Here is a 22,686-nt window from a genome sequence, read left to right on the forward strand (position 1 = left end):
GTCTCTCCCGTCATTGCGAGCGTAGCGAAGCAATCCAGGCTGCCGATGAGGAAAGATTCTGGATTGCTTCGTCGCAAACGCTCCTCGCAATGACGGAGGACGGGTCGTCGCCCGAGCTATTCAGCTGCGTCCAGAATGGGTGCCACCGTGGCCTTGAACTCCTGCGCCGGCGCCAGGCTCTTGGAGCGATAGATCAGGCAGGAGCAGCGCAACAGCGATGCGAAATTGTTGACCTCGCCGTGGTGGTCGAGCACCTCGTTGTAGAGCGTGGTCAGGAACTTGCCGAGGCTCATGCTCTCCTTGGCCGCGATCTCTTCCAGCGTGTCCCAGAACGCCAATTCCAGCCGGATCGAGGTGCAGTGCCCGCCGATCCGCAAGCTACGGGTCTGGGATTCATAGTCGCGTTGGGGCTGGTGCGCGAAGAGATGGCACATGGCGTCCTCCCGTCCTGTTGCCGTTTTTTCACGATGCTACACCGCTGCCCGGCACCCCACAATCAGGACCCTAACCGGAGATCGGTCCGCTCCGGTTGGCGATTTTCTCGAACGCCCAATATCTTCAATGTGATAGGCATCCCTCTTCCCCAGGCTCCCACACGGCTGTTGCCCAACACATGCTTTTGACGCAACACGGGCTAGAATAACGCTCTCACCGAATCCGATTCAAAAGCCCATGCCCGTCCGTCAGCTTCCAGAGCAGGTCGTCAACCGCATCGCCGCCGGCGAGGTGGTCGAGCGCCCGGCGAGCGTGGTCAAGGAACTCGTCGAGAACGCGATCGATGCCGGCGCGAGCCGAATCGACGTCTTTACCGATGGCGGCGGGCGGCGGCGGATCGGCATCACCGATGACGGCAGCGGCATGACCCAGAGGGACGTGTCGCTCGCGGTCGAGCGCCATGCCACGTCCAAGCTCGACGACGAGGACCTGCTCCAGATCCGCACGCTTGGGTTCCGCGGCGAGGCGCTGCCCTCGATTGGCTCGGTCGCGCGGCTCTCCATCACCACGCGGCATGCCAGCGAGCCACATGCCTGGGCGCTCACTGTCGAGGGCGGCGAGAAATCCGAGATCATGCCGGCGGCGCTGGCGCACGGCACCCGCGTCGAGGTCAACGATCTCTTTTATGCAACGCCGGCGCGGCTGAAATTCCTGAAGACTGACCGCACCGAGGCGGAAGCGATCCGCGAGGTGGTGAGGCGCCTCGCCATGGCGCGACCCGACGTCGCCTTCACGCTCGCGGGCGAAGAGCGCGCGCCTGTGACCTGGGCCGCGGCGCTGCCCGGCGCCGCCGGGCGGCTGACGCGGCTCGGCGACATTCTGGGCACGGAGTTCCGCAGCCATGCTTTCGAAGTCCATGCCGAGCGCGAGGGCGTGGTCGTCGCCGGCTATGCCGCGGCACCTGCGCTGACGAAGGCCAACGCGCTCGGACAATATCTCTTCGTCAACGGCCGTCCGGTACGCGACAAGCTGATCTTAGGGGCGGTGCGCGGGGCCTATGCCGATTACCTGCCGCGCGACCGGCATCCGGTGCTGGCGCTGTTCGTCACGCTGGATCCACGCGAGGTCGACGCCAACGTGCATCCGGCCAAGACCGAAGTGCGCTTCCGCAACGCCGGCCTCGTGCGTGCGCTGATCGTGCACGGGCTGAAGGAAGGACTTGCGCGCGAGGGGCGCCGCACCGCCGCCAACAGCGGCGAGAGCGTGCTGTCTTCGTTCCGGCCCGCGTTTACGCCGCCGCGGCCGGCGAGCTGGGACTGGCGAGCTTCGCCATCCGCTCCGGTCGCGCCGATGCCGTCGTTCGAAGGCTCCGCCGCACCCGCCTTCGCGGAGCGCGCACAAGCTGCATTCGACGTTGGCGCACCGAGCGCTGACATCAGGTTCGAGACGCAGCCCGTAACTGATCTTGTCGACCGTCCGCTTGGTGCTGCGCGCACACAGCTCCACGAGACCTATATCGTCTCGCAGACCCGTGACGGTCTCATCATCGTCGACCAGCACGCCGCGCATGAGCGCATCGTCTATGAGCGGCTGAAGGCCTCGCTCGCCGAGAACGGCGTGCAGCGGCAGATCCTGCTGATCCCCGAGATCGTGGAGATGGACGAAGCCACGGTGGAGCGCCTGCTCGAACGCAGCGAAGAGCTCGCTTCTTTTGGTCTTGCCATCGAATCCTTCGGCCCCGGCGCGGTCGCAGTGCGCGAGACGCCGTCGCTGCTCGGCAAGACCAACGCGGGCGGGCTCTTGCGCGATCTCTCCGAGCACATGGCCGAATGGGACGAGGCGCTGCCGTTGGAGCGCCGCCTGATGCACGTCGCCGCCACCATGGCCTGCCATGGCTCGGTGCGCGCCGGCCGCAGGCTGCGACCGGAGGAGATGAACGCGCTGCTCCGCGAGATGGAGGAGACGCCGAACTCCGGCCAATGCAATCACGGGCGCCCGACCTATGTCGAGCTGAAGCTCGCCGATGTGGAGAAGCTGTTCGGGCGGAGGTGAATTACGCGTTGCGTTTCAAGAACACGAACTCCGTGTCGTCATACGCCCGCCGCTCCAATTCCTCGTACCCCTCCGGCGTCACGAACTGCGCGGCCTTCGCCTCTTCCACCACGAGCAGCGCGCCGGGCGTCAGCCAGCCGCCCTCGCGCAAGGACGCAAGTGCCTTTTCCGCAAAACCCTTGCCGTAGGGCGGATCGAGGAACACCAGCGAGAACGGCTCGACGGGATGTGCGGGGCCGAGATCGGTCGCATCGCGGCGATAGACTTTCGTAACGCCGCCGAGGCCGAGCGTCTCGACGTTGTTGCGCAGTAGCGCACGCGCCTCGGCGCCGTTGTCCACGAACAGCGTGAATTTCGCGCCGCGCGAGGACGCCTCGATGCCGAGCGCGCCGGTGCCGGCGAAGAGATCGAGCACGCGCGCGTCCGGAATCGGATCGTCATAGGCGTGCACGAGGATGTTGAACACGGACTCGCGCAGGCGATCCGCCGTCGGACGGATGTCACGCGAAGACGGTGAGGCGAGATTGCGCCCCTTCAAACGACCGCCGACGACGCGCAACCTAGTCCTCCTTCGGCGTCAGATCGCGCTTGCCGTGATAGCCGCGCTTGGGACGGCGCGGCGAGCCGTAGCCGTTGGCCTCTTCCTCGTTGCGCGCGCGCGCCTCGTCGCTGCCGGTACGCTGCACCAGCACGCGGCGACCCTTGCGGTCGGCGATCACGTCCCGCTTGGACGCCTTCTCGCCTGGTGCATCGCCTTCAGAGGATTTCTTCGGCACGTCGAACTGCGCGCCCGACTTTTCGATCACCTTGTCGCCAAGCTGCTCACGCAGCACACGCGCGCGGATTTCCTCGACCTGACCCTCGGGGACTTCGCCGAGCTGGAACGGACCGTAGGAGACGCGGATGAGCCGGTTCACCTCGAGCCCGAGATGGGCGCAGACGTTGCGCACCTCGCGGTTCTTGCCTTCGCGGATCGCGAACACCAGCCAGACATTGGCGCCCTGATCGCGCTCCAGCGTCGCCTCGATCGGACCGTATTTGACGCCCTCGACCTCGATGCCTTCCTTGAGCTGGTCGAGCTGCGCCTGGGTGACGTCGCCATGGGCACGGACGCGGTAGCGGCGCAGCCAGCCGGTGTCCGGCAGCTCGAGCGTGCGTGCGAGCCCGCCGTCGTTGGTGAGCAGCAAGAGGCCTTCGGTGTTGAAGTCGAGCCGGCCGATCGAGATCAGGCGCGGCAGACCTTCGGGCAAATTGTCGAACACGGTGGGACGGCCCTCGGGGTCGTCATGCGTGGTCATCAGCCCGCGCGGCTTGTGATAGAGGAACAGCCGCGTGCGCTCGCGCTCCGGCAAGGGCTTGCCGTCGACCAGAACGACGTCGTTCTTCGTGATGTCGAGCGCCGGCGAGTTGATCACGCGGCCGTTGACGGTGACGCGGCCCTGCGTGACCATCTCCTCGGCATCGCGGCGCGAAGCCAGCCCCGCACGCGCCAGCGCCTTGGCGATGCGTTCGCCGGCCTTCTTCGGCTTCGGCGCCTCTTCGCGACGTGGGCGGCCTTCGAAATCACGCTCGCGCGCGCGATAGGCGCCACGGCCGCCGAAGGCCGGACGCTTCTCGAAGATCCTGCTCTCGTCCTCGTTCTCGCGGCGCGGACGATCGCCGAAGCGGCCTTCGTTGCGCGGATGCTCGCGCCAGTCGGAGCGGCCTTCAGAGCGCTCACGCGGACGATCGAATTTCGGACGGTCCTCACGCGGGCGATCGAACTTGGGCCGATCGCGGAACGGACGATCGCCGGACGCGCGGTCGTCGCGCGAGCGCGAAAAGCGCGGACGATCGTCACCGCCGCCTTCGCGCTTCTGCCAGGGCTTGTCTTCGCCGCGGTCACGGCCGCCGAAATCTTTGCGTGGGCCCTTGCTGAAGTCCTTGCGCGGCGGACGGTCGCCACGCGGCCCCGAGTCACGCTTCTGCCACGGCTTGGAATCGCTCCGCTCGCCGCGATCGCGATCCGGTCCACCGCGCGAGAACTTCCGCTCGCCGTCGAACTTGCGCTCCGGACGGTCGCCTCGCGGCGCATACGGGCGCTTGTCGCCGAACTTCTTGTCGCCGAAGCGACCGGCGGGACGTGCATCGTCGCGATCGCGGCTGCGCGGCGGACGGTCGTCGCGGCCGGAGAACGGACGGTCACCGCGCGGCTTGAACGGCCGCTTCTCGCCATCGCGCGACGGACGATCGGAAAACGGGCGGTCGCCACGCGGCTTGAAGCTGCGCTCGCCACGGCCTTCGCCGCCGCGATCGTCGCGCTTGAAGCGGGGACGGTCGGAAAAATCGCGGCGCGGCGCATCGCCCTCCTCACGGCGGCGGAACGGACGGCTATCGCGGTCGCCACGGGGTGGACGCTTGTCGCCGTCGCCCTTGCCCTCAAAACCGCGCTTGGCGAATTTCTTGTCGGGACCGCGCGGCTTGCCGCTGCGGCCACCCTTCGATGGTCCCCTGGGGGGGCCTCGCCGGCCGCGGGAATCGTTGTCTTTGTCGCTGTCGCGAGGCATGAATAATCTCACTCAGGGGGTGGCCGATGAACATTGTGCGCGCTCGTTTCGAGCCGCATGCTCAGGCAAATTCGGTAAGCACTTCTGCTGAAGGCGCAGCTACTAGCAGGTTTCTTCGGATGATACGAGGCTTGAAAGCCCCCTCTTTCATGGATTTGGCGCTCAAAACCGCCGAAAACGCCGGAAAGGCGGGCGAAGTTCCGATCGGATGCGTGGTGGTCCGCAATTACGAGGTCATCGCCACCGCCGCCAACCGGACACTGACCGATTACGACCCCACCGGCCATGCCGAGATCATTGCGCTACGCCAGGCGGCCAAGAAAATCGGCAGCGAGCGCCTGGTCGACTGCGACCTCTACGTGACGCTGGAGCCCTGCACCATGTGTGCGGGCGCGATCTCCTTTGCAAGGGTGCGCCGGCTCTATTACGGCGCGGCCGACCCCAAGGGCGGTGCGGTCGAGTCCGGCGTGCGGTTCTTTGCCTCGCCAACCTGCCACCACGCCCCGGATGTCTATTCCGGGGTCGGCGAGAGCGAGGCGGCGCGGCTGCTCAAGGAGTTCTTTCGCGAGCGGCGCTAGCCACCTGCGAAGAACGCGCGCAGCGCCTTTGCGGTGACGTCGGGGTTCTCCTCGGTGAGGAAGTGGCCGGAATCCACCGGCTGGCCTTCGAGATTGGTCGCCCATTGCTTCCAGCTATCGAGCGGCGTCGCAGCGGCCTGGGCGATGCCGACGCCACCCCACAGCGCCAGCATCGGGACGGTGATCTTCTTGCTGGAATCGAAATCGGCCTTGTCGAGGTCGTAGTCGAGATAGGCGCCGGCGCGATAATCCTCGCACATCGCGTGTATGCGGGCGGGATCGCGGAACGGGGCGATGTAGTGCGCGAGTGCGCGCTTGTCGATCGCGTCCAGCGTCTTCGACTTGGTCTGGCTCGCCATCTTGAAGCGCAGGAAGAATTCGCCCTGGCCCGAGATCAGCGTCTCCGGCAGCGGCGCGGGCTGGGCGAGAAAGGTCCAGTGATAGATCTTCAGCGCGTAGGCGCGGTTCATCCGCTCCCAGTAATTATAGGTCGGCAGGATATCGAGCACGGCAAGCTTCGACAGCCGGCCGGGATGATCGAGCGCCAGCCGATACGACACCCGGCCGCCGCGGTCATGGCCGGCGAGCGCGAAGTGGACGTGGCCGAGTTGCTCCATTGCCTCGACCATGGCCTTGGCCATCGCGCGCTTGCTGTAGGGCATGTGCAGCGCGTCGCTCTCGGGCATGTCGGACCAGCCATAGCCCGGCAGGTCGGCGATGATCAGCGTGAACCGGTCGGCCAGCTGCGGCGCGACGCGATGCCACATCACATGCGTCTCGGAGAAGCCGTGCAGCAGCAGCAGCGGCGGCCCCTTGCCGCCGACGCGGGCGAAGATGCGGCCGAAGGAGGTGTTGATCCATTCGGAGGCGAAGCCGGGATAGAGGTCGGCGAGATCGGACATGAGCTCCATCACCCCAGAACAAGAATGTCGAAAACAACCCCATGCACAGTAGCCAAGTTCAGGAGCTGCCTGCACATTTTTGGAGTGCCGACGGGCGCGGCCGGAATTTGCGCGCCCGCGCGAAAAACGCCGGTCAGCCCCGCGCCTTCTCGGCTTCCACCGCCTGCCAGCCGATGTCGCGGCGGCAAAAACCTTCCGGCCAGTTGATCCGGTCGACGGCCTGATAGGCGCGGGCCTGCGCTTCGGTCACGGTCGCCCCCAGCGCGCAGACATTGAGCACGCGGCCGCCATTGGCGAGGATGGCGCCGTCCTTCGCGACCGTACCGGCGTGGAAGATCTCGACGGTGTCGACCCGAGCCGCATCATCGAGCCCCTCGATCCGCGTGCCCTTCTGGTAGTCGCCGGGATAGCCCTTCGCGGCCATCACCACCGTGAGCGCGGATTCCGGATACCAGCGCAGATCGAAATTCTTCAGCTGCCCGTCGCAGGCGGCGAGGAACGCCGGCACGATGTCCGACATCATGCGCAGCATCAGCACCTGGCACTCGGGATCGCCGAAGCGGACGTTGAACTCGAACAGCTTTGGGCCCTGCGTCGTCAGCATGATCCCCGCATAGAGAATGCCGCGGAACGGCGTGCCGCGCTGCTTCATGCCGGCGACCGTCGGCAGAATGATTTTTGCCATGATCGCGTCGTGGATCGCGGGCGTCACCAAAGGCGTCGGCGAATACGCGCCCATGCCGCCGGTGTTCGGGCCGACGTCGTGGTCGAACACGCGCTTGTGGTCCTGCGCGGAGGCCAGCGGAATGGCGGTCTCGCCGTCGCACAGCGCAAAGAAGCTGATCTCGCGGCCGGGCAGAAACTCCTCGATCACGACCTCAGCGCCGGCTTCACCAAACGCGCCCTCGAACATCATGGCGATGGCGTCCTCGGCCTCGCGCACGGTTTTCGCGACGACGACGCCCTTGCCGGCGGCAAGCCCGTCGGCCTTCACGACGATCGGCGCGCCCTGGCTCTGCACATAGGCGCGCGCGTCCCTGGCGTTGGTGAATCGCTCATAGGCGCCGGTCGGAATGCCGAATTCGGTGCAGAGCGCCTTGGTAAAGCCCTTGGAGCTTTCGAGCTGGGCGGGGATCCTGTTCGGCCCGAACGCCTTGATGCCGGCCGCGGTGAGATCATCGACGATGCCGGCCGCCAGCGGCGTCTCCGGGCCGACTACCACGAGCTCGACCGCGTTGGTCTTGCAGAAGTCGATCACGGCCGCATGGTCGGCAACATCGAGCGCCACGCATTCCGCCTCGCGCGCGATGCCGGCATTGCCCGGCGCGCACCAGAATTTGGTCACCAGGGGAGAGGCTGCGATTTTCCACGCCAGGGCATGTTCGCGGCCGCCGGAACCAAGCAGGAGAATGTGCATCGAAGGCTCGAAATGAGGGGTTTTGCTGAGGGCGGAGGTCGCACGAATCGGCGCGGGTCTCAAGGGGAAACGCCCCGAACTCCCCGTCATTCCGGGGCGCGGCTGCTCCTCTTCCTCCCCCCCTTGAGGGTCACGATCAGACCACTTGCCGCTACTACATGGTTTCCCCGGGCGGTGTCTGTGGAGTGTCGGGAATAGCAAAACTGCACGGATTTCCATACTTTATTGCGTCGCCAGTGGTCTGCTCATTTGACGATGATCGAGCGCAACCACAGGTCCTGACTTGCAAGCTGCGCCCAGCGTGCCGCAATGTCCGCTTCTAATAGATGAGCTGACTCAGGTCGTGCTGGCTACCGAGGGCAGCCTTTGACCCACAACGGACTTGGTCGATTTGTCCGATTTGAATGAAGCTCTTAATATTGCTGAAGGGCCGTAGGCGATAGTGGTGGACGATAGCAGCATCATCGGAACCCAACGCAAGATCGCCATGTTACGTGTCGCCATAACCGTGACGGCAGCCCTCTTCTCGTGCGCAACAGCCTTAGCTGATCCACCGACATTTTCCTTGTCAGATCGTCCATCACTAGACGGTCGATGCATCGGCGATAAGGGCGTCGGTGATCTGGATCGGTCAGAACAGGCGTGCTTAGAACAGGTCGGCGACCTAGCCCGCCGGGTAGGACCGGCATTGCAATTGAAATTTCACAACGGGCTGGCGCGGGTCTACCTCAATGAAGACGCCAAATGTCAGACCCCCAAAGCAGAGGGCTGCGTCAAATATCGACTGACCGGATATTTTCCCAAGCATGATCTGTTGCTGATCGAAGTAGGCTATCGGGAGGGTGGGAGTTGGCTTCTGGTGCACCTCGATAGCGGCAAGACATCGGAGATCGTTGCGCCCCCGCACTATTCACCGGCCAAGCTTTGGCTTGTCTCCGTCGCTTCGGGCGTCGGGCCTTCGGGACCGCCTGACGGAATTGATATTGTCCCGGCCACGTCCGATCTCTCTCCCAAGGAATGGCACTACCGGAGCCCGGATGATGATCAATGGCTTTATGAGTTTGCAGGCTGGGAGGGCGATGATCATGTCAAGCTGGTGGCAACATCAACTGAGACACCAACGAAGCGCGTAACCGCTTCTGTCGAACGCCGGAACGGCGATTGGCATTTTGCAGGGCCAAACTAGACACCTGCCACTCGCAATCGCGTGGGATGGAATAAAAAGTCATGACCGATACCGAGAGGAAGCTCTTGATAGCGCTCGTCGCCATGGTTCACCAACATCTGCACGAGCATGGCGATGAAGTTGACAATCTCGCGGAGTCCGCCGGAGAGCGTGCAATCCAAGTACTTGCGGACTTTGGACTGATGGAAATGGTGAATACCCGCTTTGGGCGGTGGACAGAAGCGGGCAAGAAATTCTCTGAAGAAATCGGGTATGTGAGTCGCGGGCCAGCCGACTATCTGGGCTCGGTGCGATTGGTTGGGAGGCCTGATCCGGATGACTGAGCTGCCATGTCCGCCTCATCAGGGAAATTGCCTATCCGCTGCCAAGTGGTAGCGAGATTGTTTGGGGTATTGAAAAGTCGCCAATCAACGTCACTCCCGAAGCGAGTTACGGGATTAGAGAATTCCTTGAACCCCAATCGCTGCCGAACATCGCCGCCCTCCTGCAAGATCGGCTGAACGTAATACTTAACGGAGACAACTCGCTTTGTTGTCCGAAAAAACTTCATTGCCACATCACGCAGGATGGCCAACGACTCTGGGTCTTCATCCCATGCATACGGATATTTCACGAACAGGATTGCGGGTTCGCCTTCCGGAAACTGCTTCCGCCCCTTCCTAAGGGTGTTCTCTACCGAGGTTGGCGAAAATTCTTGGCCCTCAATTTTGCACTTGGCGTCAGCACAGGCGAACAGACCGTTGGGCAGCTTCACCAAAATATCGTAGTCATGCCCCTTTTTCATAATCGGTGTCACATACTTGAATTCAATGCCGTGGATGAAAAGCATCCGGCCAAGAGCCAGCTCCGCGAGCGACGCCTCGATGTCTCCAGTTCGCATACGATCAACGCAAGTGCCTACCCCTCAACCTGCTGAAGATTGTACAGCACCTCCGCCAGGTCGATGATTTTCGTATGGCCAATGGCCATAGAGAGATGGTCCGTTTCATCAAGCGCGAGCACGTTGGGCTTAGCGCCCGGCAAGATGTGCCTTGTTACCCATTCCTCGCCGATAATCTGATTGAGTACCGCGAGGGCTAGGTAGACGCTGGCCATCTGCTTATTGAGCTCGTTATGCTCCCTTAACAAATTCGCATGAGTGCGACGGAGCGCTTCAGGCGTTATGCGACGGAACGTCACTTGACTTAGATCTCCAGAATTTCGTGGAAGATGGCGACGATGTACCTTTTGATTTGGAGAACAGCCTTGCGTTCCGTTCCAACATGAGCCGCGACAGAGGATCGGTCGTAGACCGCGCGAAAGAGGCTCCCCACCAGTTCATCAATCGTCAAGGCCGTCTGCTCCGGTACCACCCCTGACGATTTGCTCTCGCCCCTCGCCTTGCGGATGAAGCGAACCTTTTGCTTCATCGTCGGGCCTTTTCTGTCTGGCTCGCGCTTATACCCCTCGGACGCCTCGACATCGGCGTCAGGGGCCAGATGATCCAATGTTTCTCGGAACGCCTCGCGTAGTTCTAGCGCGGGACCGCGAAACGAGACCCGATTGTCGTCGGCTAGGTCCGCGATTGCCTGCCGGAATGAGAGCGAGGCAGACGGTACGAGTCCCTCCAAGGTCTCGATGATGCGCTGGTCCTCGTTGGTGATGGCGACCTCCACCTTGACCGATCGCCCGCGATCCCTCTCCAGTTTGGCGACCACATCAGGGGAAATCTCCCGAAGCACGCGGAACGCCGCTGCGTACTTCGATTTCGCACTCTCGGCCTCGGCGAGCCGAATCAGGGTTTCGAACTCATCCGACAAAAGCTGAGCTTCTTCTTCGAGCCCAGCGCCGATAAGCCCGAGCTGCAAGTTCTGAAAGAACGACTGTCCCAGGCCGCGAGCTTCCTCCCGCAGCGGAATTGACTTAACCCTAGCGCTGGGGACGCGATTGATCTTCTTTTGGACCTTTGAAGCTTCTGATATGAGCGCCCGCCAATCATCGACGGTGTCACTCATCGCTTGCCTTTCTTTACTGCCTTCTTGACCGACCGGCGCGTCGATTTCGCGCCAGCGTCCTTGTTTGGCAGCTTATGGGCCACGAGGTTATGCCCGACCGAGTTAAGCCTATATTGGCCGCGTTCTAGGGCGTTGAGGTAGCCCGCGTTCTTAGCATTAGTGAGCGTCATGCTTCCGGTGGCCGTGGGCAGCTCGAAATCAGCCTGGATGAAATAGGGCTTGATGTCCTCCGGCGTAATGTAATCACGCCGCTCTGCCGGGGGCGCAAGCTGTGCAAGATAATAGGCCATCACCGCCACCTTCTCGTTCATCGTGTTTGGCGACTTGAGAGCGGCAAACGACCTGATGTCCTGTCCCGGTTGATCCGGGATAGGCGGCGTGGCTGGGGTTATGGGCGTGGGTGGGGTCGGCAAACCAGGATGCTGCATTGGAGCCGGTGCCGCGCCAAGCGATATACCAAGACGCTTCATAACGAAGTCCAGCGCGTGCTCTCGGGCCTCCTTATCGAGGGGCGTCAGTGCCTCCATCAGTGTAGAAATTGCCTTTACGACCTCGTCCTCAGCCATGCCTACCCCCGGTCAATAAAAAAGCCGAGACATGGTCTCGGCTAAAAACCTCAGGTAGCAGATTCCTCCCGGATAGGCTACCAGACGTTGTCGGCTTTCAACTGCTCCCGGATCTGCTGATCCCGCAGGGATACGGCCTCCGCCGTGACGACCACGAGGCAAATCAGCGCCAGGCCGAATAGCTGCTTACCGGTCATATCCACTTGGTCCGGTGGTTATCCTCGCCAATAGCCAGGTCCAGCAGAGCCCGAAACGGAAGACGCAGCGTCGTCGCCCGGTACCACGCTGGAGGCGCTAAACCTGCCCCCCCGCAATAATCTCCTGCAACGTCGCCACATGTCGCGCGAACGCGCCTCGGCCCGCCGCTGTGGCGGTCACCGTCGTCTGCGGCTTCTTGCCGACGAAGGCCTTGTCCACCGAGACGTAGCCGGCCTTGGCGAGGGTCTCGATATGCGCGCCGAGATTGCCGTCGGTGGCGCCGGTGAGCTTCTTCAGCCGCGCGAATTCCAGGCCTGACGCGACCGGCAGTGCGTTCAGAGCCGCCATGAGCTTCAACCGCAATGGCTGATGGATGATGTCGTCAAGCTCGGCCATCAGATTCGCCGCATCCAGAGGCCGCCCAGGATCAGGCCGCCGCCGTTGACGAAGGCCATCCAGAGCGGGAATGCCTCGCCGATCCAGAAGAAGCCGATCAGCGTCAGAGCGATGATGCCGAGGCCAATCGCGACGAATGCAGTGCCGAACCAGAGACCGGCGAGCGTGTAGAACAGCATGAAATAGATCGGCCAGAATGCACCGAGCTGGCGCGGGCCGAAATGACCGAGCATGTTGGTGCAGATATAGCCGAACGCGAAGAACAGCACGAACACCAGCACAAGTCTGATATCGAAGGCGGCGCCCTGGACGTGCGGTGGACTCAGCAGGCGGATCGCGACCAGGCCGCCGACACCGAGGATGTCGACGGCGGGCCAGGCGTAGACCGCGTAGTATGGCCAGAGCCAGGTGACGACGTTGCCTGCAAACACCAACACGCCCCACCAGATGGCCGCGAGGCTGGCCAGCTCATAGAGCTGCGATTGCTTGACGCGCTGGACGATGTCGTCGATCTCGGCCAGCGCGGCGGATGCCTGCTTGCTGTCGATCACGACTGCCCTGCCCCGCGCGTTGCCACGTCCTCCGCGATCGCATTGACCGCCTTCGGGTTCGTGACGATGCCGTTGTGGTTGACGCCCTCGATCAGCTTGACGTCCACCGAGGGCTTCACCGCCTGCACGGCCTCGGCATATTTGTCGGAGATCATCATCTCGTCCTCGACACCGCCGAAGATCGTCATCGGATGCGTTACCGCCGGCAGATCGAGGCGATAGCCGTGCGTGGCGAAATTGCGCATCAGGCGGTCGGAATAGGTCGCCGTCAGAATCCGTTCCGAATTCGCAGGCACGGCGAAGGCGAGGACCGGCAGCTGCGCGCAGCAGTCGATGCCAAGCTTGCGCAATGCGGCGAGGGCGAGGAAGCGCGGGATGTCGGCATTGGCCCAGCCGCCGGAATGCGGCTTGTTGGTCGGTGCATCATAGCCGAGATAGGGCGCGACCAGCACGGTGCGGACGAACAGATCCTGCACGATCGGCGTCGCGGCGACGCGCAGCGAGAAGCCGCCGCCGGCGGAATGGCCGACCAAAGTGAGCGGCAGGTCCGGCGCGTTCTTGCGGACATGGGCGACGAAATCGACGAGGTCGTCCTCGAGCTGGCCGACATAACCGATGTCGCCGCGCGTGCCGGAGGCGCCGTGGCCGCGCGTATCAAGCGCCCAGGTCTCGACGCCATGCGCCGCGAATGCCGCGGTCAGGGCGTGATTGACCGTGCCGGACGAGCCGGACGAGCCGTGGATAAAGATCGCGCCCCGGTCCGTGGCCGTGCCCTTCGGGGCGTAGTGGCGGAAACCGAGCCAGGTGCCGTCGCGCGCCTGGAAACGCTCGAGCGGCGGAAGCGTGGACCAGTCGACGCCCTTGGCGGACTCCGAGACCGATCGCATTTCGGCGGGCCGCTGCAGCGGGGTCGCGATCAAGGCGGTGAAGATCAACACCACTGCGCCGACCGCGCACAGACCCCATTTCAGCAAGCCCAGGACACCTCGCAGCAATCGCATCGCCATGGTCCATACTCCCTGATCAGATCGTCGATAGAGAACTCTATAATACAGAGTACTCTCGTGTTCAAGTCCGGGATTGGCGCCGTGCTGCGAAAATCCTTAACGTCGGGTCCGACCCCAAAATGCCGAATCGTTTGCCGATGCCGCCTGCGGAACAACTGAACAACGCGCCCGAATTCACCGTCTCCGAGCTCTCGCAGTCCCTGAAGCGAACGGTGGAGGACACCTATGGCCATGTCCGGGTCCGCGGCGAAATCTCCGGGTTTCGCGGCGCGCATTCCTCCGGCCATTGCTATTTCGCGCTCAAGGACGAGAGCGCCAAGATCGAGGCGGTGATCTGGAAGGGCGTGCACGGCCGCATGCGCTTCAAGCCCCAGGAGGGGCTCGAGGTCATCGCCACCGGCAAGCTCACGACCTATCCGGGCTCCTCCAAGTATCAGATCGTCATCGAGGCGCTGGAGCCGGCCGGCATCGGCGCGCTGATGGCGCTGATGGAGGAGCGCAAGAAGAAGCTCGCCGCCGAAGGCCTGTTCGACGAAGCGCGCAAGCAGCTCTTGCCGTGGCTGCCGGAGGTGATCGGCGTCGTGACCTCGCCGACCGGCGCCGTGATCCGCGACATCCTGCACCGGCTCGAGGATCGTTTCCCCCGCCACGTGCTGGTATGGCCGGTGAAAGTTCAGGGCGAAGGCTCGGCCGAGCAGGTTGCGGCCGCGATCCGCGGCTTCAACGCGATTGCCCCGGGCGGCAAGATTCCGCGGCCCGACGTGCTCATCGTCGCGCGCGGTGGTGGCTCGCTGGAGGACCTCTGGTCGTTCAACGAGGAGATCGTGGTCCGCGCAGCCGCCGAGAGCATGATCCCGCTGATCTCGGCGGTCGGCCACGAGACCGACATCACGCTGATCGACTTCGTCGCCGACAAGCGCGCGCCGACGCCGACGGCGGCGGCAGAGATGGCGGTGCCCGTGCGCAGCGATCTGTTCGTCGAGGTCGCCGATCTCGCGCGGCGCACCCGCGCCTATTGGCAGCGTGCTCATGAGAGCCGTCGCAGCGAATTGCGCGCCGCTGCACGTGCGCTTCCCGCGGCGTCCGACCTGCTCGCGATCCCGCGGCAGCGGCTGGATTCGGCGGGCAGCGCCCTGCCCCGCGGGCTCAAGGCCAACACGCATTCGCATTTCCGCAGGTTTACCGCCGCGAGCTCGAAGTTGACGCTGCGGGTGCTGCACGGGCAGATTTCGCAGGCCGATCACCGGCTCACCGTGTGCGGCGAACGGCTCGGACTGTCCGCCGGCTCGCTGCTGCGGCAACGGCGCGACCGTTTTGCTGGATTAGAGGTACGCTTGCGCGCCTCAAAGCTCTCCAACGCGCAAGCCCAGCGCAACGCCATTGCCCGCCAGCGCGAGCGCACGCATCGGCTTGCCGAACGCGCCAACCGCGCGCTGGTCACGTTGCTGCAGCGGTTCGATGCCCGCGTCGAGAACAGCGGCAAGCTGCTCTCCGCACTGTCCTATCGCGGTGTGCTCGCCCGCGGCTTTGCGCTGGTGCGCGACGAAGCCGGGCATCCGCTGCATTCGGCCGACAGCGTCGGGCCGAACGCGCGGCTCGCGATCGAATTCGCGGATGGACGCGTGAGCGCGACCGCGGATGCGGATCGGCCGGCGCCCGTGGCCAAGCGCGCGCCGGCGCAGCCGAAGGCGGCGGCGCAGGACGCAAAGCCAGCGCCGAAGCGCGTGGGCAAGCCGGTGGATCAGGGCAGTTTGTTTTAGAGGGGCGCGAAAGCGGCGGCGCACCGCTCTCACGCCGTCATTGCGAGGAGCTCGCGACAAAATTGCGAAGCAATTTTGCGCTGATGCGACGAAGCAATCCAGAGTCTTTCCGCGGAGAGACTCTGGATTGCTTCGCTTCGCTCGCAATGACGGGCGTGGAGACAGCCTCGCCCCTAGCGGCAGGACAATCCCGCGTCGATCGTGGTCCAGAAGCCGCAATGTTCCGGCGTGAGTTGCGGCGCGCCGGCGCGGGCTTCGAACAGGAAGATCACCACGGTGAAGACGACCAGTGCGGATGAGAAGATGGCGAGGCGGTTGCGCATGAGAGATGCGTTTAGCCGACATCATGGTCGAACTAAGGCGCCGACGCCAGGTGAAACCGGCGTGAGGCGTGAACCGTAGTTCCTCGGGCGGCCCCACCTTCGCTCGACCGAGCTACGGCGCGGCAGGCCCGCGAGCTATCGCGCCAGCCACTCCGCGACGTCCTTCTGCGACTCCGCGCGCGCCTCGGAATCGGTGCCGAGATGGCCATGCTCGGGAACGGCGGCGTCGGTGCTGCCGGCGAGTGCGTGCAGCGGCGTGTTGGCGCGGTCGAAATCGTGATAGGCGCCGGGATAGACCACGATGCGCGCGAGCGCGCTGCGGCCGTGGGCGCCATCCACCATCTGGCGGCAGGCCGGCGGCGACGAGACGTCGTCATTGGCGCCGATCAGCACCAGGGTCGGCACCCGCGTGCTCCAGCCGAGGCCGGCGGAGATGCGGCAATCCGGATAGAACGCAATCGCCGCGCGGAAATCCGGTCCCGCATCACGCGCCACGCTCTGCGGACGCACCGCCCAGAGCAGCGCGCTGGCGCCGTTGGCCCAGCCCATCAGGCTGACACGGTCACGCGCCACCCAGTTCTGCTTCATCAGCCAGGCGCGCGACGCCGCGATGTCGGTGACGCGCTCGCGCCGCGCCTTGACGTGCATCTCCTTGACGCGGCATTGCGGCCCGAGCTCGCGCGAGCCGTAGCTGTCGGGCAGCAGCACCGCATTGCCCGCCTTGAGCAGGCGCTCGGCCCAGTCGCGATAACGCGGCTGGACGGAATCGGAATGGCTGCCGAGGCCGCCGCAGCCGTGCAGCGCGATCACGGTCGGAAACGGCCCCTCGCCCTCGGGCTTGAAGAGTTGCGCGTGCAGGACGCCGGACGACAGCGGAATCTCGACCTGCGCAGGTGCAGGTGCCGGCGCAGCATGCGCGGCCGCCATCAGAAGCATTGGGAACAGGGCGGTCAGTCGAAGGCGCATCGGACTCTGTCGCAGGAGGTGCCGCACGGCCTCAAGCACTATCATGCGCAAACGGCGGCAAAACATCACAAACCGGTGGGTTTAACGGGCGGACAAGCCACCCTATCTATGCTACATCCGGTCCAACACATCGTGCCCCCAAGGTCTTCCAAGGAGGGCCATCCACGGAGACTTTCGACCGTGCTGAACAAGTTCGGCCCCTCGGGCCATGGCGAAGCCCAGGTGCAATATCTCGACGGCGATTTCCGCGTGATCTCGCCGGGGACATTCGTGCGTTGCGCCATCACCGACACGCGGATCCCGCTCGACGAACTGAAATACTGGAGCGTGGATTTGCAGGAAGCCTACGCCACGCCCGCCGCCGTGCTGCAGCGGCATTTTCCGAACGCGCCAAAGCCGCAGCCGTGAGCCCCCGCCCGCGCGGCTATTGCTGCTCGGGACCATCCGCGCCCACGCAAGTCTTGATCGCACTCTTGCGCGCTTCGCCGACCACCTTCTGATCAATCGCCTGCTTCAGGCAATCGAGCCGCGCCTGCGCCATGCAGAGCTGCATCTGGTCGCGCTTGTCCTGCCCCTTCAGATTTTGCGTCGCGCCGAGGCAGGTGACGCGCTTGGTCGCGGGAACCGGTACCGTGGCGGTCGGCGCCGCGGGAGCCGGCGTCGTTTGCGCGAACGCCGGCGTAACAATCAGACAAAGACTGGCGGCAACGGCCGCAAGAGGCAATTTCATCGCATTCTCCAGGATCGCACGAGATCGATAGGGGTTTTGCTATGAATGCCGGCTGAATGACGAGGTGCCGCAGGGTGGGCAAAGCGCAAGCGTGTCCACCGATTCCGTTCTGCCAAGGACACGTACCCGCGGCAAAGTTTGCCGACGGCAGATTCCGGATCTATTCGGCGCTTGGGCTGCCCCGAGGATCGATGTCCCGGTGCGACGCCACATAGTCAATCTCGCCGCGCGTGGTACCGATATCGAGCAATTCATGGTCACTGAGGCCGGACAAGATCGCATGCACCCTTTGGCGCTCGAGTCGGTCCAGAACCAAGTCCCTAACTCTCCTAAGAAATCCAACAGGTTTGATCGGGCCGAAGGTCCGGGGCAATCCGATTGTGTCGTAGGTCGTGCTCATCGCGGTAGCTCCGCTGACTGATCCACCGCCACAACGTTGCCACGTCAGGATCGGGCGCACTTGATATTCGGCTTACATTTTCCTGACCGAAGGCTTATTCTTTCCGGCAATCGATGCCAGGCCCTCAACGGACGAAGGGCAAGCTTGGGGAATGGTGCCATGCGCTATTTCTTCGAGGACTGTGTACTGGACACCGACCTGCGCGAGTTGCGCCGCGGGTGCAATGTCGTGGCGACAACGCCACAGGTTTTCGATCTGCTCACATATCTGATCCGCAACAGGGATCACGTCGTCAGCAAAGACGATCTCGTCGACGCAATCTGGAGCGGTCGCATTGTATCGGACGCAGCCCTGACGACCCGATTGAACGCCGTCCGACGTGCGATCGGCGATTCCGGCGAGCAACAGCGGCTTATCAAGACGTTTCCGCGAAAGGGCTTTCGCTTCGTAGGCGCCGTACAAGATGAGGATCGGCAACCCGAAGCCGCGACGGACGGAACGGTTTCCGTCCGGGATCTCTCTGAGAAAGCGATTGGCCGACAGCAATCCGATGGCCGGCGTCACCCCAGAGATCGCTGGCAGCTAACCGGCAGGGCGCTGACGGCGGCTGTCGTGATCGGCACACTGGCCTTTGGGCTTACCGGTTACCGGAATGTCGGGAAGACAGTCCCCACTGACGTCATTCGGGCAGCGCAGAATATCCAACCAGAACCGACAGTCCGGTCCGAGGGCCCGCTTCGTCTCTCCATCGTGGTGTTGCCGTTCGCCAACCTCAACAACGATCCGGAGCAGGATCATCTTGCTGACGCCATCACGGCGGATTTGGCAGCGCACCTCGCACGGACGCCCGCCACTTTCGTCGTTGGCCGTGAGACCGCGTCTGCCTACAAGAACAGAGCGGTCGCACTTGAGGAGCTCGGAACGCGTCTCGGCGTCCGCTGGGCCGTACAGGGCGCAGTGAAACGCACCGGAGATCGGGTGCGGGTGAACGTATCGCTCACCGATCTTCAGAATGCCCACGACATCTGGTCAGATTGGTTCGACGGCGACGATACAAATCTGGCTGGCTTGCAGGCCAATATCGCTGCGCGGCTTCTCTGCGTTGCGCATCTGCATCTCCGTCACTATGAAGAAGCCATCGAACAGTGCAGCCGCTCATTAAATATCACCGGCGTCAAAGCTTACATCAGTCTGATCCGGACTCGCGGATCGAAGGCATGAACGGAAACGATGCCGTAGGGCCGTAGGCTGGGCAAAGCGCAGCGTGCCCACCACCTGTCTCCGAACGCGAACAGATCGTGGGCACGGCGCTATGCGCCTTTGCCCACCCTGCGAGACCGGCGGCTGCTACGAGATCATCGCGTGCTGAAGCGCCGCTCGCGGGCCTTGTAGAGATGATCGCTGATCAATTGCCGCAGCTTGGCGGGATCGCCGAACTCGAGCTGGACGGCGAAGGGCGCGATGCCGTCGGGCACGCCCTCGATGCCGCGCAAGCGCGCGAGATCTTTTTCCGTCGTCACCAGGATGAGCTGCTCGCGCCGGGCGTCGGCTGCGAGCGCCAAGAGCTCATCCCGCGAAAACATGTGGTGATCGGCGAAGGGACGCGTGCGTGCGACCTCGATACCGCAGGCTGCCAAGCTGCGGAAGAAGCGCTCGGGATCGCCGATGCCGGCAAAGGCGAACACCCGCTTGCCGAACAGCTGCGCGACCGCGGCCGCGTCCGGCTTCAGGCGCGCGCGCAGAACCGGCTTGCCGCGCGCGGAAATCTTCGATGCGACATGATCCGCGGCATGGCCGTCGCCGATCAGCACCAGCGCGTCGGTGCGCGAGAGCTGCGCCTTCAGCGGCGCGCGCAGCGGACCTGCGGGAAACACCTTGCCGTTGCCGAGGCCGCGCTCGCTGTCGATCACGATCAGCGAGGCGTCCTTCAACAGACGCGGGTTCTGAAAACCGTCGTCCATCAGGATCACGGTGGCGCCTTGCGATTTCGCCAGCGCGACACCGTCGAGGCGGTCGCGTGCGACGGCGACGGGGACGTCGCGCACCATCATCAGCGGCTCGTCGCCGATGTCGGCGGCGGTGTGACGTTCGCGATCGACCATCACCGGACCGTGCAAGCGTCCGCCGTAGCCGCGGCTGAGCACCACCGGGGTCTCGCCGAGCTCGCGCAGCAGCTTCGTCAGCGCCAATACGGTCGGCGTCTTGCCGGCACCGCCGACATGGTAATTGCCGACGCAGAGCACGGGGATGCCGGCGTCAAATCCCCGGCGCGCCATGCGGCGTGCGGTGATGGCGCCGTAGAGCGCGCCCAATGGGCTGAGCAGATGCGACTTCGGGGAACGCGGCCGGTACCAAAAGGCCGGCTCACGCATTGGCGGCTCCCATCTCGATCCGCAGCTGCATCAGATACGGCTCGAGCGCCGTCATGGTGCGGTCGAGCGCGCCGCCGAGCTCCTCGACCACGCCTGAGCCTGCGCGCTGCATCTTGTCGCGCGCGGTCGGCTCGGCCAGCAGCAGGCCGAGCTGCTTGACCAGCGCCTCCTGCGTGTCGGCCTGGCGCGCACCGCCGCTGCCGTCCAGCGCCTCGTAGACATCGGCGAAGTTGAAGACGTGCGGACCATGGACGATGGCCGCACCGAGCTTGATCGGCTCGATCGGATTCTGGCCGCCATGGCGGATCAGCGATCCGCCCATGAACACGATCGGCGAGAGCCGGTAGAACAGGCCGAGCTCGCCCATGGTGTCGGCGACGTAAATGTCGGTCGCAGCGGTCGGCAGTTCCTCGCGCGAGCGCAAGGCCGGCTTCAGGCCGGACGCGGTGATCAGTCCCGCGATCGAGGAGCCGCGATCCGGGTGCCGCGGCACGATCACGGTCAGGAGCTGGGGGAAGAAGCCGACGAGGTTGCGATGCGCCGCGACCAGCATCTCGTCCTCGCCCGGATGCGTCGAGGCGGCGACGATGATCGGCCGCCCGCGCGTCATCATCATCAGCCGTTCGAGTTTTGCCGGATCGGCCGGCGGCGCCGGCACGTCGAGCTTGAGATTGCCGGTGGTCACGACGTCGCGGCTGCCGAGCGTGGAGAAACGCTCTGCATCGGTCTTCGACTGCGCGAGACAAATATCGAAGCGCGACAGCAGCGCCGAGATGGTGCCGTGCATCCGTCGCCAGCGCGGGAACGAGCGCGGCGACATCCGCCCGTTGATCAGCACCATCGGTACCCGGCGCGCCGCGCCCGCCAGAATCAGGTTCGGCCACAAGTCGGATTCGATGAACAGCGCCAGCGACGGCTTCCAGTGATCGAGGAAGCGCGCGACGTAGCGCGGGGAATCATACGGCACGTATTGATGGATGACGTCGGGCGGAAAACGCTTTGCCACCACGGCGGCGGAGGTGACCGTGCCCGAGGTGAGGAGGATGCGCAGATTGAGATCGCGCAGCCGTTCGATCAGCGCGGCCGCCGCCAGCACCTCGCCGACGCTGGCGCCGTGGATCCAGACCAGCGGGCCATGCGGCCGGACGTCCTGGCTGAGCCCCCGCCGCTCGCCGACGCGCGCGGGATCTTCCTTGCCCTGCTTCAGCCGCCGCTTGATCAGCGCAGGCGCGAGCGGCACCAGGCCCTTGGCCAGGCGCCGATACATCCGCAGCGTCATTGGCAGGGACTTGGGCAGCGCATGGGGCAGCGAATTAGCCATCTGCAGGTCCCGGGCGGCCGAGCTGCGCATAGGCGCGGCGGGTGGCTTCGTTCAGCGTGTCTTCCAGCTCCTGCCGCAACGCTTCCATGGTGGCGGCATCGGCATCCGGTGGCACGTGGATTTCCTTGATGCCGATCAGGGCGCCCCGCCCGAACGGCAGGTTGATGGTGGTACGATCCCAGTTCTTGAGCCGGATGAAGCGGCTGGTCGCCATTGCGAAAGGCATGATCGGCCGCCCCGATTCCCGTGCCAGCATGATGATGCCGAGGCCGGCCACGCGCGAGCGCTTGGGGACATCGGCGGTCAGCGCGACATTACAACCGTCCTGCAGCGTGTACACCATTTCCCTGAAAGCGCCGACGCCACCTTTGCGGTGGAAAGCGCCGCCGTGGTCTCCGGAACCCCGGATGAGGCCGATGCCCAGCCGCTCGACGGCGATCGCATTGAACTCGCCGTCGCGATGCCGCGAGATCAGGACCTTGGCCCGGTAGGACTCCTTGGTCTTGATGAACGGGGTGAGGAAATGCTGGCCGTGCCAGAACGCGAAGATCGCCGGGATCTGCGGCTCAACGATGTCATAGACATCGGGCGGATCGAACGTGAACTTGTTGGTCCGCCAGACCAGACGCAGATATTCGGCCGCCAGGACCCCGACGGCACGCTGAAACCAGCTGCTTCGCAGCGTATTGCGAAGCAGTTTTTTCAACGTGCCTTCGTTTCTTGATTCGGGTCGAGCAGCCGATGGAGATGGACGATGAAATAGCGCATCTGGGCGTTGTCGACCGTGCTCTGCGCCTTGGCGCGCCAGGCGACGTGCGCCGCCGCATAGTTCGGATAGAGGCCGACGATTTCGACGTCGTCGAGATTCTTGAAGGTGTTGTGCTCGAGATCGAGCAGCTCACCGCCAATGACGAGATGAAGCAGTTGTTGCGGGGCACTATCAGACATGGCTTCTGTTCCTAAGAGGCTGCCCGGCAAAGCAGTGT

27 protein-coding genes are annotated in these 22,686 nt (G+C 64.2%); 7 read left to right on the top strand and 20 right to left on the bottom strand.

Going from position 1 to position 22,686, the window contains the following annotated elements:
- Nucleotides 1-116 precede the first annotated feature (116 nt).
- Complete coding sequence (locus K3F49_RS35145) at nt 117-434, bottom strand: ribbon-helix-helix domain-containing protein (RefSeq protein ID WP_234685437.1); 318 nt, start codon at nt 432-434, stop codon at nt 117-119.
- Nucleotides 435-672: 238 nt separating this feature from the next.
- Here K3F49_RS35145 and mutL point away from each other — a divergent pair, with 238 nt between their 5' ends.
- A complete protein-coding gene (gene mutL, locus K3F49_RS35150) occupies nt 673-2,487 on the top strand; it encodes a DNA mismatch repair endonuclease MutL (protein WP_234685438.1) in 1,815 nt (604 codons plus the stop codon).
- A 1-nt stretch (nt 2,488) separates the two neighbouring features.
- On the opposite strand, the gene rsmD is transcribed toward mutL, so the two are convergent.
- Nucleotides 2,489-3,046, bottom strand: a complete 558-nt coding sequence (gene rsmD, locus K3F49_RS35155; protein WP_234685439.1) for a 16S rRNA (guanine(966)-N(2))-methyltransferase RsmD — start codon at nt 3,044-3,046, stop codon at nt 2,489-2,491.
- Nucleotide 3,047: 1 nt separating this feature from the next.
- Entirely contained in the window at nt 3,048-5,033 is a 1,986-nt protein-coding gene (locus K3F49_RS35160) for a pseudouridine synthase (RefSeq protein ID WP_234685440.1), read from the bottom strand.
- 119 nt (nt 5,034-5,152) lie between these two features.
- Between K3F49_RS35160 and K3F49_RS35165 the strand changes: the two genes are divergently transcribed.
- Nucleotides 5,153-5,611 (top strand): nucleoside deaminase, encoded by a 459-nt coding sequence (locus K3F49_RS35165; RefSeq protein ID WP_234685554.1) that lies wholly within the window; start codon nt 5,153-5,155, stop codon nt 5,609-5,611.
- Here the strand turns inward: K3F49_RS35165 and K3F49_RS35170 are convergent.
- Nucleotides 5,608-6,513, bottom strand: a complete 906-nt coding sequence (locus tag K3F49_RS35170; protein ID WP_234685441.1) for an alpha/beta fold hydrolase — start codon at nt 6,511-6,513, stop codon at nt 5,608-5,610. The genes K3F49_RS35165 and K3F49_RS35170 overlap by 4 nt on opposite strands.
- A 133-nt stretch (nt 6,514-6,646) precedes the next feature.
- The gene (gene purD, locus K3F49_RS35175) at nt 6,647-7,930 is read right to left on the bottom strand and encodes a phosphoribosylamine--glycine ligase (RefSeq protein WP_234685442.1); all 1,284 of its coding nucleotides are present in this window, start codon (nt 7,928-7,930) and stop codon (nt 6,647-6,649) included.
- A gap of 445 nt (nt 7,931-8,375) precedes the next feature.
- Here purD and K3F49_RS35180 point away from each other — a divergent pair, with 445 nt between their 5' ends.
- On the top strand, nt 8,376-9,116 hold the full coding sequence (locus K3F49_RS35180) for a hypothetical protein (protein WP_234685443.1): 741 nt from the start codon (nt 8,376-8,378) through the stop codon (nt 9,114-9,116).
- A gap of 41 nt (nt 9,117-9,157) precedes the next feature.
- Nucleotides 9,158-9,439, top strand: coding sequence for a hypothetical protein (locus K3F49_RS35185; protein WP_234685444.1), 282 nt, complete (start codon nt 9,158-9,160; stop codon nt 9,437-9,439).
- Here K3F49_RS35185 and K3F49_RS35190 read toward each other — a convergent pair.
- The 7 genes from K3F49_RS35190 to K3F49_RS35220 all read right to left on the bottom strand — a co-directional run bounded on the left by K3F49_RS35190 (nt 9,391) and on the right by K3F49_RS35220 (nt 13,828).
- Nucleotides 9,391-9,945: a hypothetical protein gene (locus tag K3F49_RS35190; protein ID WP_234685445.1), complete on the bottom strand. Its 555-nt coding sequence runs from the start codon at nt 9,943-9,945 to the stop codon at nt 9,391-9,393. The genes K3F49_RS35185 and K3F49_RS35190 overlap by 49 nt on opposite strands.
- Nucleotides 9,946-10,013: 68 nt before the next feature.
- The gene (locus K3F49_RS35195; RefSeq protein WP_234685446.1) at nt 10,014-10,211 is read right to left on the bottom strand and encodes a hypothetical protein; all 198 of its coding nucleotides are present in this window, start codon (nt 10,209-10,211) and stop codon (nt 10,014-10,016) included.
- A gap of 89 nt (nt 10,212-10,300) precedes the next feature.
- On the bottom strand, nt 10,301-11,110 hold the full coding sequence (locus K3F49_RS35200) for a pPIWI-associating nuclease domain-containing protein (protein ID WP_234685447.1): 810 nt from the start codon (nt 11,108-11,110) through the stop codon (nt 10,301-10,303).
- Nucleotides 11,107-11,676, bottom strand: a complete 570-nt coding sequence (locus tag K3F49_RS35205; protein WP_234685448.1) for a hypothetical protein — start codon at nt 11,674-11,676, stop codon at nt 11,107-11,109. Before K3F49_RS35205 ends, K3F49_RS35200 begins: the two co-directional genes overlap by 4 nt.
- A 294-nt stretch (nt 11,677-11,970) precedes the next feature.
- The gene (locus K3F49_RS35210; RefSeq protein WP_234685449.1) at nt 11,971-12,270 is read right to left on the bottom strand and encodes a winged helix-turn-helix domain-containing protein; all 300 of its coding nucleotides are present in this window, start codon (nt 12,268-12,270) and stop codon (nt 11,971-11,973) included.
- Nucleotides 12,270-12,821 carry a hypothetical protein gene (locus K3F49_RS35215; RefSeq protein WP_234685450.1) on the bottom strand — a complete coding sequence of 184 codons (552 nt, stop codon included), beginning with the start codon at nt 12,819-12,821 and terminating at the stop codon, nt 12,270-12,272. Before K3F49_RS35215 ends, K3F49_RS35210 begins: the two co-directional genes overlap by 1 nt.
- Entirely contained in the window at nt 12,818-13,828 is a 1,011-nt protein-coding gene (locus tag K3F49_RS35220; protein ID WP_234685451.1) for an alpha/beta hydrolase, read from the bottom strand. Before K3F49_RS35220 ends, K3F49_RS35215 begins: the two co-directional genes overlap by 4 nt.
- Nucleotides 13,829-13,947: 119 nt before the next feature.
- Here K3F49_RS35220 and xseA point away from each other — a divergent pair, with 119 nt between their 5' ends.
- Nucleotides 13,948-15,588: an exodeoxyribonuclease VII large subunit gene (xseA, locus tag K3F49_RS35225; protein ID WP_234685452.1), complete on the top strand. Its 1,641-nt coding sequence runs from the start codon at nt 13,948-13,950 to the stop codon at nt 15,586-15,588.
- A gap of 173 nt (nt 15,589-15,761) precedes the next feature.
- On the opposite strand, the gene K3F49_RS35230 is transcribed toward xseA, so the two are convergent.
- The gene (locus K3F49_RS35230; RefSeq protein ID WP_234685453.1) at nt 15,762-15,911 is read right to left on the bottom strand and encodes a hypothetical protein; all 150 of its coding nucleotides are present in this window, start codon (nt 15,909-15,911) and stop codon (nt 15,762-15,764) included.
- Between the two features lie 135 nt (nt 15,912-16,046).
- Nucleotides 16,047-16,877, bottom strand: a complete 831-nt coding sequence (locus K3F49_RS35235; protein ID WP_234685454.1) for a dienelactone hydrolase family protein — start codon at nt 16,875-16,877, stop codon at nt 16,047-16,049.
- Nucleotides 16,878-17,057: 180 nt separating this feature from the next.
- Here K3F49_RS35235 and K3F49_RS35240 point away from each other — a divergent pair, with 180 nt between their 5' ends.
- Nucleotides 17,058-17,285, top strand: coding sequence for a DUF2093 domain-containing protein (locus K3F49_RS35240; protein ID WP_234685455.1), 228 nt, complete (start codon nt 17,058-17,060; stop codon nt 17,283-17,285).
- Nucleotides 17,286-17,301: 16 nt separating this feature from the next.
- On the opposite strand, the gene K3F49_RS35245 is transcribed toward K3F49_RS35240, so the two are convergent.
- Nucleotides 17,302-17,607 (bottom strand): hypothetical protein, encoded by a 306-nt coding sequence (locus K3F49_RS35245; RefSeq protein WP_234685456.1) that lies wholly within the window; start codon nt 17,605-17,607, stop codon nt 17,302-17,304.
- A gap of 160 nt (nt 17,608-17,767) precedes the next feature.
- On the bottom strand, nt 17,768-18,007 hold the full coding sequence (locus tag K3F49_RS35250) for a DUF1127 domain-containing protein (RefSeq protein ID WP_234685457.1): 240 nt from the start codon (nt 18,005-18,007) through the stop codon (nt 17,768-17,770).
- Between the two features lie 159 nt (nt 18,008-18,166).
- On the opposite strand from K3F49_RS35250, the gene K3F49_RS35255 reads away from it, so the two are divergent.
- Nucleotides 18,167-19,228: a winged helix-turn-helix domain-containing protein gene (locus K3F49_RS35255; protein WP_234685458.1), complete on the top strand. Its 1,062-nt coding sequence runs from the start codon at nt 18,167-18,169 to the stop codon at nt 19,226-19,228.
- 134 nt (nt 19,229-19,362) lie between these two features.
- Here K3F49_RS35255 and lpxK read toward each other — a convergent pair whose 3' ends face one another.
- The 4 genes from lpxK to K3F49_RS35275 are packed head-to-tail and all read right to left on the bottom strand — an operon-like array spanning nt 19,363 to nt 22,648.
- Complete coding sequence (lpxK, locus tag K3F49_RS35260) at nt 19,363-20,379, bottom strand: tetraacyldisaccharide 4'-kinase (protein WP_234685459.1); 1,017 nt, start codon at nt 20,377-20,379, stop codon at nt 19,363-19,365.
- Entirely contained in the window at nt 20,372-21,730 is a 1,359-nt protein-coding gene (locus K3F49_RS35265; protein WP_234685460.1) for a 3-deoxy-D-manno-octulosonic acid transferase, read from the bottom strand. Before K3F49_RS35265 ends, lpxK begins: the two co-directional genes overlap by 8 nt.
- Nucleotides 21,693-22,406 carry a lysophospholipid acyltransferase family protein gene (locus tag K3F49_RS35270; protein WP_234685461.1) on the bottom strand — a complete coding sequence of 238 codons (714 nt, stop codon included), beginning with the start codon at nt 22,404-22,406 and terminating at the stop codon, nt 21,693-21,695. Before K3F49_RS35270 ends, K3F49_RS35265 begins: the two co-directional genes overlap by 38 nt.
- Nucleotides 22,403-22,648 (bottom strand): DUF4170 domain-containing protein, encoded by a 246-nt coding sequence (locus K3F49_RS35275; RefSeq protein ID WP_234685462.1) that lies wholly within the window; start codon nt 22,646-22,648, stop codon nt 22,403-22,405. The genes K3F49_RS35270 and K3F49_RS35275 overlap by 4 nt, the downstream gene beginning before the upstream one ends.
- Nucleotides 22,649-22,686 lie beyond the last annotated feature (38 nt).

Source organism: Bradyrhizobium monzae (assembly GCF_021458635.1).
GTDB lineage: Bacteria > Pseudomonadota > Alphaproteobacteria > Rhizobiales > Xanthobacteraceae > Bradyrhizobium.

Coding starts and splice junctions, on each gene's coding strand:
- K3F49_RS35145 (WP_234685437.1), bottom strand. CDS start 434: ATGTGCCATCTCTTCGCGCACCAGCCCCAACGCGACTATGAATCCCAG.
- mutL (WP_234685438.1), top strand. CDS start 673: ATGCCCGTCCGTCAGCTTCCAGAGCAGGTCGTCAACCGCATCGCCGCC.
- K3F49_RS35160 (WP_234685440.1), bottom strand. CDS start 5,033: ATGCCTCGCGACAGCGACAAAGACAACGATTCCCGCGGCCGGCGAGGC.
- K3F49_RS35165 (WP_234685554.1), top strand. CDS start 5,153: ATGATACGAGGCTTGAAAGCCCCCTCTTTCATGGATTTGGCGCTCAAA.
- K3F49_RS35170 (WP_234685441.1), bottom strand. CDS start 6,513: ATGTCCGATCTCGCCGACCTCTATCCCGGCTTCGCCTCCGAATGGATC.
- purD (WP_234685442.1), bottom strand. CDS start 7,930: ATGCACATTCTCCTGCTTGGTTCCGGCGGCCGCGAACATGCCCTGGCG.
- K3F49_RS35185 (WP_234685444.1), top strand. CDS start 9,158: ATGACCGATACCGAGAGGAAGCTCTTGATAGCGCTCGTCGCCATGGTT.
- K3F49_RS35190 (WP_234685445.1), bottom strand. CDS start 9,945: ATGCTTTTCATCCACGGCATTGAATTCAAGTATGTGACACCGATTATG.
- K3F49_RS35195 (WP_234685446.1), bottom strand. CDS start 10,211: ATGGCCAGCGTCTACCTAGCCCTCGCGGTACTCAATCAGATTATCGGC.
- K3F49_RS35200 (WP_234685447.1), bottom strand. CDS start 11,110: ATGAGTGACACCGTCGATGATTGGCGGGCGCTCATATCAGAAGCTTCA.
- K3F49_RS35205 (WP_234685448.1), bottom strand. CDS start 11,676: ATGGCTGAGGACGAGGTCGTAAAGGCAATTTCTACACTGATGGAGGCA.
- K3F49_RS35210 (WP_234685449.1), bottom strand. CDS start 12,270: ATGGCCGAGCTTGACGACATCATCCATCAGCCATTGCGGTTGAAGCTC.
- K3F49_RS35220 (WP_234685451.1), bottom strand. CDS start 13,828: ATGGCGATGCGATTGCTGCGAGGTGTCCTGGGCTTGCTGAAATGGGGT.
- xseA (WP_234685452.1), top strand. CDS start 13,948: ATGCCGAATCGTTTGCCGATGCCGCCTGCGGAACAACTGAACAACGCG.
- K3F49_RS35230 (WP_234685453.1), bottom strand. CDS start 15,911: ATGCGCAACCGCCTCGCCATCTTCTCATCCGCACTGGTCGTCTTCACC.
- K3F49_RS35235 (WP_234685454.1), bottom strand. CDS start 16,877: ATGCGCCTTCGACTGACCGCCCTGTTCCCAATGCTTCTGATGGCGGCC.
- K3F49_RS35245 (WP_234685456.1), bottom strand. CDS start 17,607: ATGAAATTGCCTCTTGCGGCCGTTGCCGCCAGTCTTTGTCTGATTGTT.
- K3F49_RS35250 (WP_234685457.1), bottom strand. CDS start 18,007: ATGAGCACGACCTACGACACAATCGGATTGCCCCGGACCTTCGGCCCG.
- K3F49_RS35255 (WP_234685458.1), top strand. CDS start 18,167: ATGCGCTATTTCTTCGAGGACTGTGTACTGGACACCGACCTGCGCGAG.
- lpxK (WP_234685459.1), bottom strand. CDS start 20,379: ATGCGTGAGCCGGCCTTTTGGTACCGGCCGCGTTCCCCGAAGTCGCAT.
- K3F49_RS35265 (WP_234685460.1), bottom strand. CDS start 21,730: ATGCGCAGCTCGGCCGCCCGGGACCTGCAGATGGCTAATTCGCTGCCC.
- K3F49_RS35275 (WP_234685462.1), bottom strand. CDS start 22,648: ATGTCTGATAGTGCCCCGCAACAACTGCTTCATCTCGTCATTGGCGGT.